The sequence below is a fragment of the Labedella phragmitis genome, assembly GCF_004078635.1.
GTDB classification, from domain to species: Bacteria; Actinomycetota; Actinomycetes; order Actinomycetales; family Microbacteriaceae; genus Labedella; species Labedella phragmitis.
In genome coordinates this window covers 42,786-56,380 of sequence record NZ_RZNB01000005.1, presented here as the reverse complement: position 1 = coordinate 56,380, position 13,595 = coordinate 42,786, and the positions used below count along the sequence as shown (strand labels likewise).

The window sequence follows — 13,595 nt, the reverse complement described above, 5'->3', positions numbered from 1 at the left end:
GCAGGGTCGATGGTGCGATCACTGAGCATAGGTGGCGAGACGCATCGTGGCCGTCGCCTGGTGGGCGGTCATCCCCTCGCTCGCGGAGATGACGTCGACCGCGGCCGCGAGAGCCGGTGTGGCCTCGCGGGCGATGCGCTGGTAGGTGAGGGGCTTGAGGTAGCGCGAGACGGAGAGGCCGGCGCTGTGCTTCGCGCCTCCGGCCGTCGGGAGCGTGTGATTGGTTCCCGCCATGCCCTTGTCCGAGTAGGCCACGGTGCTCCAGTGCCCGAGGAAGAGTGAGCCGTAGTTGGTGAGCGTGTCGTGGTACCACACGTCGTCGGACGTCTGGACCTCGAGGTGCTCCGGCGCGTACTCGTCCATGACGGCGACGGCGTCCTCGCGGGAGCCGACGAGCACGACGGAACCGAAGTCGCGCCACGCCGGACCGCAGATCTCACGCGTCGAGAGGGTCTCGAGCTGGCGGTCGACCGCCTCGATGACGGCCAGGCCGAGGGTCTCGGAGGTCGTCACGAGCGCCGCGGGCGAGTTGGGGCCGTGCTCGGCCTGACCGAGGAGGTCCGCCGCGACGATCTCGGCGTCCGCGGTCTCGTCCGCGATGACGGCGACCTCGGAGGGGCCCGCGAGGAGGTCGATCGCGACGCGACCGAAGAGCTGGCGCTTGGCCTCCGCGACGAAGGCGTTTCCCGCACCGACGACCATGTCGACGGGCTGCTCGCCGAGCAGACCGAAGGCCATGGCGGCGAGCGCTTGCACTCCCCCGAGCGTGTAGAGGTGATCGACGCCCGAGAGGTAGGCGGCGTACGCGACCGCGTCGTTCGGTCGGCCGTCGGGGCCGGGAGGCGTGCAGCCGATGACGGTGGGCACCCCGGCGACCTTGGCGACGCCGACGGTCATGAAGGCGCTCGCCGTGAGGGGGAAGCGACCGGCCGGCAGGTAGGCTCCCACGCGGGCGACGGGGATGTAGCGCTGTCCTGTCACGAGTCCCGGGACGAGCTCGGCCTCGAAGTCGGTGAGGTGCTCGCGCTGAAGACGGGCGAATTGCTTCGTCCGCTCCGAACCGAGCTCGATGGCCTCGCGGAGGGCGGGCTCGAGTCGATCGCCCGACGATGCGAGCCGTTCCGCCGACATCTCGAAGTCGGCGTCCTCGAAGCGGTCGAGTTCGCGGGCGTAACGCCGCACGGCGTCGATCCCGCTGGCCTCGATGTCCGACAGCATCTCCGAGACACGCGCACGGACGGCCGGGTCCGACTGGGCCGGGGGCGCGTCGACCGCGGGCGCCTTGAGGTGGCGGAGGCGATTGTCGTACTCGGAGAGGAAGCGGGGGCTCAATTTCATGATGTTCACCCTGCCAACCGGCTTCCCCCTGGACAATACCGAATTACCGTCGACATCCCATAGGTTTGACCTATGGTCGCCAGCAACCTCACGCTCAATCAATTGCGTGCCTTCCTCGCCGTCGCGGACGTCGGGACGTTCACCGCCGCCGCGAGCGCGCTCGGTATGTCGCAGCCCTCCGTGTCGGAACTCGTCAAGCGGATCGAGCATCTCTACGGGGTGAGGCTCTTCACGCGCGGGCCCCGGAAACTCGCCCTGACCAGCGCGGGCGAGGAGCTGCTCCCCTTCGCGCGTGAGGCGGTCACCGCGGTGGACGGCGCCGACGCCGCCCTCCGCTCGTCCACGTCCCTCCTCGGCGGCGTCGCGACGTTCGGGCTCTTGCGCAACGCGAACTTCTACTTCCTCAGCCAGTTGCTCGAGACCTTCCATGAGCGCTATCCCCGCGTGCGGCTGCGCATCATCGGGCAGAACTCCGTGGAGGTCGCCGACGCCGTGGCGGCGGGCGACCTCGAGGCCGGACTCGTGGTGCTGCCGATCGAGAACGAGGGACTCACGGTCACGCCCCTCATGCGCGACGAGGTCGTCTTCGCCTCCGCCGACCCCGCGAAGACGGCGAAGCCCGTGACGATCGCCGACCTCGGCGCGACGGATCTCGTGCTCTACGACGCCCACTACGGCTGGCGCGACCCGACGAGACGCCAGCTCGCGAGCCGGGCTCAGGTCGAGGGCGTCGACCTCACGCCGACCCTCGAGGTCGAACACGTCGAGTCGGCCCTCAGCATCGTCGCGCGGGGCGGGGGCGACACGATCGTCTCGCGAGCCGTCGCGGCGAGCCGCGTCTTTCCCGAGAACCTCCACACGGTGGGCTTCGCGGAACCGCTCTGGGACGTGATCGCGATGGTTCAGCGCCGCGACACCGTGCTCTCCCCCGCCACACGTGAGATCGCGCGGCTCGCGCGGCGGATGCTCCTCGAGCACTGACGCGGGAGGATCCGCGGTGCATCGCGGCGCCTGATGCGCCGGGTCAGTGCTCGACCGGGGCGTTCCACACGCGGATCGCCGGGCGGCCGTGCTCGAAACCGAGTTCGCTGAGCGTCGACGTCGAGAGGGCGAAGATCGTGCCGGCCGTCGGCGCCAGCTCGACCCAGGCGATCGCGATGGCGCGCAGCATGTGGCCGTGGGCGAAGAGGATGACGTCGCCGTCGGGAAGCGCGGCGCGCGCCCGGTCGAGCACGCGATCGGCACGCTTCCGCACGTCAGCCGCACTCTCCCCCGGGGTCGTCCCGGCCGGGACGCCGTCGTGCCAGAGGTCCCAGCGGTGTCCGAGCTCTGCGCTGATCTCCGCAGTCGTGCGGCCCTCGTAGGCGCCGTAGTCCCACTCGATGAGGTCCGGCTCGACGATCGCGTCGGGGAAACCCGCGAGCTCCGCCGTCCGGCGCGCCCGCGCGAGAGGACTCGAGAGCGCGAGCCCGAAGTCCGACGCATCGAGGACGGTCCCGAGGAGCATGGCCTGCTGCTCGCCGACCGTCGTGAGCGGGAGATCCGTCGACCCGGTGTGCTGACCCGATCGGCTCCACTCCGTCTCGCCGTGGCGGACGAGGACGATGCGTCCGGTCGGTTCCGCCGGCGTTGCCGGTTGGGGATCGATGCGAGATTCCGTTGAAGTGGTCACTCCTCCATCTTGGGCCACGAAAGGGCAGACATTGCCCGCTTGCCCCCGTCGGGCGGGTGCTCTAGCCACTTCCCGCGACTCGCGCCATCCCCGCCGTCGATCCGGCGTGCACGAAGCCGGCGCGTTACCCTCGCTCTTCACGGAGAAGATCACGAGGAGTCGCCACGATGACGGACAAGAACCTCCTGGGCCGGCCGAGACCCGACGAGACGGGACCAGAGGGCGAGCTGCGGCACGACCGGCGCGTCGGATCCCAGGAGCTCACGGACTGGCGGACCCCGCTCGGCCGGTTCTTGGCCGCCCTCTTCCACCGAATCAGCCGTGCGCTCGGGCCGAACAAGGCGCTCGTGCTGCTCCTCGTCATCGGAGCGGCCATCGCCACGGCCCTCACGTACGTCGTCTCGGAGGTCTACGAGGCCGTGACCGAGACGGACGGCGTCGCCTTGCTCGACCAGCCCCTCCTCGATGCCGCGATCTCCGCGCGATCGCCGTGGCTCGACGGCGCCGTCACACACTTCACCGACATCGCCGGCGTCATCGGCATGCCGGTGCTCGCCGTCGCGACGATGCTCGCCCTCGCGTTCCGCCGACGGTCCTGGACCCCCGTGATCCTCATCGCCGCCGCTGGCGTCGGCTCGCTGCTCATGACCATCGCAGGGAAGGAGCTCATCGGACGCGCACGTCCCGAGACCGAGGACGCCGTGCCGCCGTACGAGACATCGCCGTCGTTCCCGTCCGGGCATACCCTCAACGCGACGGTCATCGTCGGCATCGTCGCGTATCTCCTGATCCTGCGGCAATCGAGCGTCGTCGCCCGGGTCCTCACGATCTCCGTCGCTGCGGTCTTCGTGCTCGCGATCGGAGCGAGCAGGGTGTTCCTCGGTCACCACTGGTTCACGGATGTACTCGCCGCGTGGGTCCTGGGGCTCGCCTGGCTCGCGGTGGTCATCACGGCGCATCGCCTGTACCTCACGACGCGAGAGCGCGATGCGGCGGGGATCGACCCGGGGAAGGGCACGGCGGCACCGTCCCGGTGATCCGCGGCCGCGGGTCCGATCGGGGCGAGGACCGTCAGCCCCGCCGCGCCACCCGATACGCGGGTTCGCGGAGCGCCCGCGTCCAGCCGTAGGTCGCGGCACCGGGTGGAGGCGACAGCACCGGGTCGAAGCGCAGCGCAGCCGTGTCGAGCTCCGCGCCGGGCCTCGTCGAATCCGGGGCCGTCGGAGCGCTGAGCGAGACGGTGGCGAACGGGCGCCATCGACCGTTCGGCACCGCCCACAGCAGCTGCAGGAGCCACGGCGTGCGAGCGAGTTCGATCGCGACTCCCCGCGCCGAGGCCGACGCCGGCGCTCCCGAGACGGTGCGGGCGCCCACGAGCACGGGTCCGTTCGGCGAGCGGTACGGCATGACGGTCGTGAAGACCGCTCCGTGCGCCGACAAGCGGGCGACCGGGACGAACCGCCACGGCACGCCGAGGTTCCCGACGCTCGAGAGGAGCAGGTCGCCGACGCCCTCATCGGCGAACCGGGCGCCGTCCGACGGGTCGCCGCCGTGCAGGCGGAGCGCGAGTCCCCAGATGTCGGGGGCGGGCACGGGCGTTCCGATACCGCGCGAGACCCGACCCGTCAGTTCGAGTGCGTGTGGGTCGTCGATCCACGCGATGCCGCTCGTCGCGGCGCGATCCCGCACAGGCTCGAGCCGACCCCTGACGACGACTCCCGCCGAGTGGATCGGCCGCGGCGAGCGGACGAGCCGCACCGCTCGCACGAGCGCGGCGATGCCGACTCCCGCCAATCGCGAGGCGACCCCGCCGCGAGTGCTGCTCGATCGGGACACGTCAGGACCCGAGGCTTCCCTCGCGCGCGTCCTTCCAGAGGTCGACGCCCGCGTCCGTCGCGTAGCGGTCGATCTCCTCGAGCTCCTCCGCCGTGAAGGACGTGTTCTCGAGGGCGCCGACGTTCTGCTCGAGCTGCTTCACCGAGGAGGCGCCGATCACGAGCGAGGTCACGCGATCGTCGCGCAGCGCCCAGGCGAGCGCGAGCTGGGCGAGCGACTGCCCTCGCCGCTCCGCGATCCCCGCGAGCGCGCGCACGTTCGCGAGCACGTCATCGGTGAGGACGTCGGGCGAGAACGACGTGCCCAGGGAGGCGCGGGAACCCTCGGGGACGCCGTCGAGGTACTTGCCCGTCAACAGGCCCTGCGCGAGCGCCGTGAAACCGATGACGCCGGCCCCGACCTCGGCGGCCGCGTCGAGGAGGCCCTCGGTCTCGATCCAGCGGTTGAGCATCGAGTACGACGGCTGGTGGATGAGCAGCGGGGTGCCGAGCTCGCGCAAGTGGCCAGCGATCGTCCGGGTGTCGTCCGCGCCGTACGAGGAGATGCCGACGTAGAGGGCCTTGCCCTGTCTCACGGCCGTGTCGAGCGCGACCGCGGTCTCCTCGAGCGGCGTCGTCGGGTCGAAGCGGTGGGAGTAGAAGATGTCGACGTAGTCGAGGCCGAGGCGTCCGAGGGACTGGTCGAGCGAGGCGAGCACGTACTTCCGGCCGCCGCCGCCCTGGCCGTACGGGCCGGGCCACATGTCCCAGCCCGCCTTCGAGGAGACGACGATCTCGTCGCGGTAGGGGGCGAGGTCCGTCGCGAGGATCCGCCCGAAGTTGAGCTCGGCCGCGCCGTAGGGCGGGCCGTAGTTGTTGGCGAGGTCGAAGTGCGTGATGCCGAGGTCGAACGCGCGCCGGACGATCCCGCGCTGAGTCTCGAACGGTCGGTCATCACCGAAGTTCTGCCAGAGGCCGAGCGACAGCAGCGGCAGGTCGAGGCCCGATCGACCCGTGCGACGGTACCGCATCGTTCCGTCGTAGCGAGAGGGGGCGGCGACGTAGGTCATTCGTTGTCCTTCCGAGGTGGTGCGCGGCGTGGCGGGCGTGCGCCCGGCGACGGCGGATCGCGCTCGTCCTACTCTGGTCCGCTTCACCCGCCGGCGTCCAGCCGTGGCGCGTCGAGCCGGACCCCTTGCCTCACGGGTGCCGACCTGTAAAGGCCCCGACCCCGCGCAGCGCCACGGCTATCGTCGCTCACGACACGACACGAAGGAGAACCCCATGGAGAGTCGCACCATCGGAAACCGCACCGTCAGCGCCATCGGCCTCGGCGGCATGCCCATGTCCATCGAGGGCCGGCCGGAGCGCGAGCGGTCGATCGACACGATCCACGCCGCCCTCGACGCCGGTGTGACGTTCATCGATACGGCCGACGCGTACCACCGCGACGCCGGCGAGGTCGGCCACAACGAGTCGCTCATCGCCGAGGCGCTCGCGAGCTACGGCAGCGACACGTCGCACGTGCTCGTCGCGACGAAGGGCGGACACCTCCGGCCGGGCGACGGGTCCTGGACGCGCGACGGCCGCCCCGAGTACCTGAAGCAAGCGGCGAAGGCATCGCTCGCGCGTCTCGGAGGCGACGCGATCGGCCTCTACCAGTTCCACCGCCCGGACCCCGACGTGCCCTACGCCGACTCGATCGGAGCGCTCAAGGACCTGCTCGACGAGGGCGTCATCGAACTCGCGGGCATCTCGAACGCGTCGGTGGACCAGATCGACGAGGCTCACGGCATCCTCGGCGGATCCCTCGTCTCGGTCCAGAACCAGTTCTCGCCGCGGTTCCTCTCGAGCCGCCCGGAGCTCGAGCACGCCGCGTCACTCGGCCTCGCCTTCCTCCCGTGGAGCCCGCTCGGCGGCATCTCGAACGCCGCGGAGCTCGCCTCGAGTCACGCCGCCTTCGCCGAGGTCGCAGATGCCCACGGAGTGAGCCCGTACCAGGTCACGCTCGCATGGGAGTTGTCTATCGCGTCGACCGTCATCCCGATCCCGGGAGCGTCGCGGCCGGCATCGATCACCGACAGCGCGAAGGCTGCGGACCTGCAGCTGACGCCCGACGACATCGCCACGATCGAGGCCTCGCTCGTCGGGTCCTGACCGGTCGTCGACGGACGAGGGGGCGAGGCGACTCGCGGCCAGCGCGCAGCCGGAAAGGGATACGTTGGAATCATCCCCGACCGGAGGCACCATGTCCGAGAACTCCGCCCCCTCCTCGCTCGACGACATCCCGTTGACGACGATCGACGGGGTCGCGACGACCCTCGCCGACTACGCACCGGTGAAACTCATCGTCAACGTGGCATCGCGCTGCGGCCTCGCGCCGCAGTACGAGGTACTCGAGCAGCTGCAGAAGACGTACGGGGAACGCGGCTTCACCGTCCTCGGCTTCCCGAGCAACCAGTTCCTGCAGGAGCTCTCCGGTACCGAGGCGATCAAGGAGTACTGCTCCACGACGTGGGGTGTGACGTTCCCGATGTTCGACAAGGTGAAGGTCAACGGCCGCTCGGCGCACCCTCTCTACTCGGCGCTCACGCAGACGCCGGACGCGAGCGGAAAGGCCGGCCGGGTGGCGTGGAACTTCGAGAAGTTCCTCGTGACCCCGGACGGCACCGTGCATCGCTTCCGTCCGAGCGTGCAGCCCGACGCGCCGGAGATCGTCTCAGCGATCGAGGCGGCACTGCCTGCGTGAACACTGCCGGCGTGAACACGGTCAGCGTGAACACTGCTGGCGCGAACACGGCCGGCGTGAACACCGCCGGCGTGAGTCGTGTGCGGGGCTCGGCCCGCTAGGCAGCGACGGCGTGGGCGTCGACGACCCGCACCTCGAGGTCGGAGTCGATCGTGACCCAGTCGCACTCGTCACTCGCGCAGCGCGTGACGTCGACGGGGCCGTCGATACCGGGCCAGGAGGCGAGACCGGCGTTCATCGTGTCGTCGCCGCATTCGGGGCAATTCCTGATGTCCATGGCTCCACGGTAGATCGCACCACCGACATCGCCCGGAACGCTCGTCGGCGCGCCTCCCGACCGATGTCAGACCGGTCCACGACCGGTCCCCGGCCGGTCTCCGCAGGCCCCGCAACCGGTATCCGGAGCACGTCGCACAGGGCACAATGGAGCGCATGCTCGCCGTCGACGCCCTCAACGAGATCGGATTCTGGCTGGAGCGATCCTCCGCCCCGTCGTTCAAGGTCGGCGCGTTCCGGAAGGCCGCCAGGATCATCGCCCCGCTCTCACCGGAGGAGTTGGCCGACCGGACGCGAAGCGGTCGGCTCACGTCCATGAAGGGCATCGGCGGACGAACGGCAGAAGTCATCACCCAGGCCGTCTCCGGCCAGGTGCCGGACTACCTCGCGGATCTGCGCGAGCGCAACACAGACCCCCTCACGACGGGCGGAGCGGAGCTTCTCGCGCAACTCCGCGGGGACCTGCACGCGCACAGCGAGTGGTCGGACGGGTCCACGACGATCGAGCAGATGCTGCACGGCGCGGAACTGCTCGGCCGGGAGTACCTCGCTCTGACCGACCACTCCCCCAACCTCACGATCGCGAACGGACTGAGTGCCGAGCGATTGACGGAGCAGCTCGCCGTGGTCGCCGACATCAATGCGGCCGGCGGACCCGTCCGGCTCCTCACGGGTATCGAGGTCGACATCCTCGAGTCGGGCGAGCTCGACCAGTCGCCCCAGATGCTCGACCGGCTCGACGTCGTCGTCGCGAGCGTGCACTCGAAACTGCGCTCGGATCGAGCGACGATGACCGAGCGCATGCTCGGGGCGATCCGCACTCCCCGGACGAACGTCCTCGGCCACTGCACGGGTCGGCTCGTGCAGGGATCGCGCGGAACGCGGCCGCAGTCCGAGTTCGACGCCGCGGCCGTGTTCGCGGCGTGCGCCGAGAACGACGTCGCCGTCGAGATCAACTCGCGGCCGGAACGGCAGGACCCGCCCGACGACCTCATGAGGCTCGCGCTCGACGCCGGGTGCCTCTTCAGCATCGACACGGACGCGCACGCGCCCGGGCAGCTCGACTACCTGGCGTACGGGGCCGAGCGCGCCGAGCGCAACGGCGTCCCGGCGGACCGCATCATCACGACGTGGCCGGCCGATCGCCTCCTCGACTGGGCGCGCGGCTGAGCCCGACGGAACGAGCGATCACCGGAACCGCAGCCCCCGTCCAGCGAGCAGACGAGTGACGATCAGGTAGACGAGGTGCGTGCGCGGCCTGGGTCACGTCGGCCCGTTCGGGCGGTTCACACGAGCAGCCCCGTCAGGTCGCGCGCGAGGTCGCGCGTCGCGTCTTCGAGCTCCGCTCGTCTCGACGTGACGGCATCGGCCCCGCCCGTGAGGCACGCCGCCCCGACCACGAGGCCGCTCGCATCCCGGATCGGGGCGGACACGGAGAGCAGCCCGGCCTCCTCGATCGATTCGATCGAGATGACGCCGTCGCGCGAGACCACGTCGATGCGATCGATGAGCGCGTCGAACTCGAGCTGCGGATGCCGCTTCCCGAGCAGCCGCCCGAGATCGTCCGGCGCGAAGTCCATCACGAGCGTCGGTCCACCGTCCGAGCCGATGATCGGGTGGGGGCGTCCGAGCCACGGCATCATGACGAGCCCGCCGTCGGGATCCCCCAGCTCCTCGACGACCGTGAAGCTGCGGATGCCCTTGAGGATCGTGATGAAGCCGTAGGTGCCGGTCGCCGCTGCCGCGGCCGCGACGAGCGCACGGCCGCGTGTGACGAGGGTCGGCCCCGTCGCCGTACGGTGCCAGCCGTGCACGCCCCAGCTCATCTCCCACACGCCGCGTTCGGGACGCTCGGCGACGATGCCGGCGACGGTGCAGGACTCGACGAGTCGGCTGACGCGGTCCGGCCGCAGTCCCGTCGCGCGGGCGATCCCCGCGAGCGAGTCGGGTGCCGTCGCGAGGTGCGCGAGGATCCGTCCGGCCGCCTCGAGAGCGGCGGCGCGATCGGACGTCGTGGGCGTTCCGCCGGGCTCCGCGGGCTCGGGGGGCCGGGGGGCCGTCATCTCGACCTCGGCCGCGATCACCGCCTCGATCCGACGTCGCGCGGCCTCCACGGCGCGGCGCGCTCGCGGCACGCCGCCACGGGAGCGATTGACGGGCAGTCGCACCGCGACAACGGCGATGCACTCGCCGTCGGGCCCGAGGACCGCCGAGGCGACCTCGATGCGCTTGCCGCTCGTGCCCTCGACGATCCGACCCGTTGCGCCACCGGGGGCGTCTCCGCGATCGGCACCGCTCACCCCGGCCGCGCGGGCGATCGCGCTGCCACCGGAGATCCGTTCGCCGAGGTCCGCCGACGCGTGCAGCGTCCACTCCGAGCCGACGGTCGCGACGACGTGCAGCTCCTCGCCCGCTCCGGCGGCGAGGCACGCGGTCTCGCCGGTGAGCTGCGCGGCGATCGTGAGCGCGTACCGGACGGCTTGGGCGAAGGGAGCGGCGGCTCGCCCGGAGAGCCGCATCGCCGTCCCCCCGAGGCGGAAGGTGCCGTACGCGCTCCCGTGATCGAGCAACCCGACGCCGACGAGGTCGGCGCAGAGCCTCGAGGCGCTGCTGGGCGAGATGTCGAGCACCCGGGCGATCGCACCGGAGCCGAGGGCGGCCGTCGGATCGGTGCGTTCGGCCACGACGCGCACGGCACGGAGCGCCGCCTCGAGACGGGCCGTCACCGGTCGGCTTCCGCCGTGAAGTGCAGGGACCGCAATTCGCTCAGCCTGGGATTGCGCACGGCAAGCACTGTAACAGCCGGGCATCACGCGCTCTCTAGAGTGACGGCACCCCGCGAACGGACCACCCGCCGCCGGGGAGTGACAGAGCCCCACCCCCGTCCGCCCTGCCTTCACGCTCGAGGAGACACTCATGACCGCCCTCCCCCCACACCGACGCCCGTCGCTCTTGCTCACGACCCCGCGACCGTTCCGCCGACGCATCGCTGTCGTCGTCACGATCGCCACGAGCGGGCTCCTGCTCGCGGGGTGCGCGTCCGACACGAGCGGCGGAACCGGCGCGGGTTCCGACCCCGCTCCCGTCGAGACGATCGGATCGGACTTCATCGCGGGCACGTTCGATCAGGAGGCGGCGGATCTCCTCCCGGCCGACTTCGCCGAGGCCGGCGTCATCCATGCCGCCGGTGGTCCCGGTTACGCTCCGCACTTCCTCCTGGCCGACGACGGCACGACCCTGACCGGCAACGACATCGAGCTCCTCCTCGCCGTCGGCGACGTGCTCGGCGTGACGGTCGAGCACGAGGACGTCGGGTTCGACGCAATGATCCCGTCGCTCCAGTCCGAACGCGTCGACATGGCGAACGGCGCGATGAGCGTCACCGACGAGCGGCTCGCGGTCGTCGACTACGTCACCTACTTCGCCGGCGGCACCTCGCTCATCGTCCCGACCGGCAACCCTTTGGACATCGGCCTCGACTCCCTCTGCGGACGGCGCATCGCCGTCCAGCAGGGCACCGTCTACGCCGACGACTACATGCCCGAGTTCCAGGCGGCGTGCGAGGAAGCAGGCGACGAGGAGATCGAGGTCTCGGTCTTCCCGACGCAGCCAGACGCGACTCTCGCGCTCACCTCGGGGCGCGCCGACGCGAGCATGTCCGACTACGGCCCGCTCACCTACGTCGCCGAGCGGTCGGGCGGCGCCCTCGAGGTGCTCGAGGAGACCTACGACCCGAGCACATGGGGCTTCACCTTCCCGCAGGGCTCCGATCTGACCCCGGCCATCGCGGCAGCCGTCAACGTGCTCATCGAGGACGGCACCTACGAGGAGATCCTCTCGAAGTGGGGCGTGACGAGCGGAGCGATCGAATCGTCCGAGATCCTCACCGCCGGCGCCTGATGACGTCTCGCAGCGGAACCGACGTGGACGGGGGCGGGACGACGATGACGGAGGATCGGGGGATCGACGGGGACGCCGTGCGCGTCGTCCCCGTCCGCCGCTACGGCCAATGGCTCGCAACGATCGTCGTGCTCGTCGTCGCCGGCCTCGTCGTGACGTCGCTCATCACGAATCCGCGGTATCAGTGGAGCCTCGTCTTCAGCTACCTGTTCAACGCCCAGATCGTCGAGGGCCTCGGGACCACCCTGTGGCTCACGGTCGTCGCGATGGTCGTCGGCGTGGTCATCGGCATCGTGATGGCGCTCGCCCGCGAGTCCCGCAACCTCGTCGTCGCCGCAGCCGCGTCCGTCTACATCGCGTTCTTCCGCGGAACACCCCTGCTCGTGCAGCTCATCTTCTGGTTCAACCTCGCGGCCCTCTACCCGGTGATCTCGCTCGGCGTCCCGTTCGGGCCGACGCTCTTCTCGGAGAGCACCAACGTGCTCATCACCCCGTTCCTCGCAGCCGTCCTCGGACTCGGGCTCAACGAGGGCGCATACATGTCCGAGATCGTGAGGGCCGGTCTGCAATCGGTCGATTCGGGACAGACCGACGCGTCGCACGCGCTCGGGATGCGGAAGTCGCAGACGTTCCGCCGCATCGTCCTGCCGCAAGCGATGCGCGTCATCATCCCCCCGACGGGCAATGAGACGATCTCGATGCTCAAGACGACCTCGCTCGTGAGTGTCATCGCGATCCCCGAACTGCTCTGGCAGGCCCAGGCGATCTACTCGCGCACGTACCAGGTGATCCCGCTGCTCATCACCGTGAGCCTCTGGTACCTCGTCGTGACGACGGTCTTGAGCATGGGGCAGTACTACCTCGAGCGGCACTTCACGCGCGGCGACTCCCGCCGGCCCGAGCGGTCGCTGCTCGGAACCATCGTGCACGGTCTCGTCCCGCGGCATGCAGCGGTCCGGAGACCGGCGACCACCGACGTTCAAGACGAAGGGACGCGCTCATGACGGACGACGCGACGACGGGAGCAGCCCCCGTGCTCGTCGAGGCGAAAGGCGTGCACAAGCGCTACGGGAGCAACCTCGTCGTACGCGGCATCGACATGACCGTGCGGACGGGTGAGGTCATGTGCCTGCTCGGGCCGTCGGGATCGGGCAAGAGCACCTTCCTCCGCTGCATCAACCACCTCGAGAAGATCGACGCCGGGACCATCAGCGTCGGGGGCGAGCTCGTGGGCTACCGGCGCCAGGGCGACCGACTGCACGAACTGCGCGACGCCGAGATCGCGACACGGCGCAGCGAGATCGGCATGGTCTTCCAGCAGTTCAACCTCTTCCCCCACATGACCGTGCTCGAGAACCTCGTCGAAGCGCCCGTGCAGGTGCGGCGCGAGAGCGTCAAGAGCGCTCGCGAACGCGCCAGGGCACTCCTCGACGTCGTCGGCCTCGCCGACAAGGCGGACGCCTACCCGCGCTCGCTCTCGGGCGGCCAGCAGCAACGCGTCGCGATCGCCCGTGCCCTCACCATGCGCCCGAAGCTCATGCTGTTCGACGAGCCCACGTCCGCTCTCGACCCGGAACTCGTCGGCGAGGTGCTCGACGTCATGCGTGGGCTCGCCGCCGACGGCATGACGATGATCGTCGTGACGCACGAGATCGGCTTCGCCCGGGAGGTCGCGGACACCGTGACGTTCATGGACGGCGGCGTCGTCGTCGAGAGCGGGCCGCCCGAGCAGGTCCTCCGTGCTCCGCAGCACGAGCGCACCCGCTCGTTCCTCGCGAAGGTGCTGTGACCGATCCCCTCCCCCTCACCCCCTCTTGCCCACCCCCACGAATGAAGGACACGCACC

14 protein-coding genes are annotated in these 13,595 nt (G+C 70.4%); 8 read left to right on the top strand and 6 right to left on the bottom strand.

The features are described from left to right. Positions 1-18: 18 nt before the first annotated feature. Positions 19-1,338, bottom strand: coding sequence for a histidinol dehydrogenase (hisD, locus tag ELQ90_RS12385; RefSeq protein ID WP_128495607.1), 1,320 nt, complete (start codon positions 1,336-1,338; stop codon positions 19-21). Between the two features lie 72 nt (positions 1,339-1,410). On the opposite strand from hisD, the gene ELQ90_RS12380 reads away from it, so the two are divergent. Next, positions 1,411-2,319 (top strand): LysR family transcriptional regulator, encoded by a 909-nt coding sequence (locus tag ELQ90_RS12380; RefSeq protein ID WP_128495606.1) that lies wholly within the window; start codon positions 1,411-1,413, stop codon positions 2,317-2,319. 43 nt (positions 2,320-2,362) lie between these two features. Here ELQ90_RS12380 and ELQ90_RS12375 read toward each other — a convergent pair whose 3' ends face one another. Beyond that, positions 2,363-3,010: a histidine phosphatase family protein gene (locus tag ELQ90_RS12375; protein WP_243696162.1), complete on the bottom strand. Its 648-nt coding sequence runs from the start codon at positions 3,008-3,010 to the stop codon at positions 2,363-2,365. A gap of 167 nt (positions 3,011-3,177) precedes the next feature. Between ELQ90_RS12375 and ELQ90_RS12370 the strand changes: the two genes are divergently transcribed. Beyond that, positions 3,178-4,047, top strand: coding sequence for a phosphatase PAP2 family protein (locus ELQ90_RS12370; RefSeq protein WP_128495605.1), 870 nt, complete (start codon positions 3,178-3,180; stop codon positions 4,045-4,047). A gap of 34 nt (positions 4,048-4,081) precedes the next feature. Here the strand turns inward: ELQ90_RS12370 and ELQ90_RS12365 are convergent, their stop codons facing one another. Together ELQ90_RS12365 and mgrA are read right to left on the bottom strand one after the other, a co-directional pair. Next, positions 4,082-4,846 (bottom strand): hypothetical protein, encoded by a 765-nt coding sequence (locus ELQ90_RS12365; protein ID WP_128495604.1) that lies wholly within the window; start codon positions 4,844-4,846, stop codon positions 4,082-4,084. Between the two features lies 1 nt (position 4,847). Continuing rightward, on the bottom strand, positions 4,848-5,894 hold the full coding sequence (gene mgrA / locus ELQ90_RS12360) for an L-glyceraldehyde 3-phosphate reductase (RefSeq protein WP_128495603.1): 1,047 nt from the start codon (positions 5,892-5,894) through the stop codon (positions 4,848-4,850). A gap of 214 nt (positions 5,895-6,108) precedes the next feature. On the opposite strand from mgrA, the gene ELQ90_RS12355 reads away from it, so the two are divergent. Together ELQ90_RS12355 and ELQ90_RS12350 are read left to right on the top strand one after the other, a co-directional pair. Further along, positions 6,109-6,981, top strand: coding sequence for an aldo/keto reductase (locus ELQ90_RS12355; RefSeq protein WP_128495602.1), 873 nt, complete (start codon positions 6,109-6,111; stop codon positions 6,979-6,981). A 91-nt stretch (positions 6,982-7,072) separates the two neighbouring features. After that, positions 7,073-7,573, top strand: coding sequence for a glutathione peroxidase (locus tag ELQ90_RS12350; protein WP_128495601.1), 501 nt, complete (start codon positions 7,073-7,075; stop codon positions 7,571-7,573). Positions 7,574-7,670: 97 nt separating this feature from the next. On the opposite strand, the gene ELQ90_RS12345 is transcribed toward ELQ90_RS12350, so the two are convergent. Beyond that, positions 7,671-7,850, bottom strand: a complete 180-nt coding sequence (locus tag ELQ90_RS12345) for a hypothetical protein (protein WP_128495600.1) — start codon at positions 7,848-7,850, stop codon at positions 7,671-7,673. Between the two features lie 155 nt (positions 7,851-8,005). Between ELQ90_RS12345 and ELQ90_RS12340 the strand changes: the two genes are divergently transcribed. After that, positions 8,006-9,019, top strand: a complete 1,014-nt coding sequence (locus tag ELQ90_RS12340) for a PHP domain-containing protein (RefSeq protein WP_128495599.1) — start codon at positions 8,006-8,008, stop codon at positions 9,017-9,019. 116 nt (positions 9,020-9,135) lie between these two features. Here ELQ90_RS12340 and ELQ90_RS12335 read toward each other — a convergent pair whose 3' ends face one another. Beyond that, positions 9,136-10,575: an IclR family transcriptional regulator gene (locus tag ELQ90_RS12335; RefSeq protein WP_128495598.1), complete on the bottom strand. Its 1,440-nt coding sequence runs from the start codon at positions 10,573-10,575 to the stop codon at positions 9,136-9,138. A gap of 190 nt (positions 10,576-10,765) precedes the next feature. Here ELQ90_RS12335 and ELQ90_RS12330 point away from each other — a divergent pair, with 190 nt between their 5' ends. The 3 genes from ELQ90_RS12330 to ELQ90_RS12320 are packed head-to-tail and all read left to right on the top strand — an operon-like array spanning position 10,766 to position 13,538. After that, entirely contained in the window at positions 10,766-11,749 is a 984-nt protein-coding gene (locus ELQ90_RS12330; RefSeq protein ID WP_128495597.1) for an ABC transporter substrate-binding protein, read from the top strand. A gap of 44 nt (positions 11,750-11,793) precedes the next feature. Beyond that, the gene (locus ELQ90_RS12325; protein ID WP_128495596.1) at positions 11,794-12,753 is read left to right on the top strand and encodes an amino acid ABC transporter permease; all 960 of its coding nucleotides are present in this window, start codon (positions 11,794-11,796) and stop codon (positions 12,751-12,753) included. After that, positions 12,750-13,538, top strand: coding sequence for an amino acid ABC transporter ATP-binding protein (locus tag ELQ90_RS12320; protein WP_128495595.1), 789 nt, complete (start codon positions 12,750-12,752; stop codon positions 13,536-13,538). Before ELQ90_RS12325 ends, ELQ90_RS12320 begins: the two co-directional genes overlap by 4 nt. Positions 13,539-13,595: the final 57 nt, after the last annotated feature.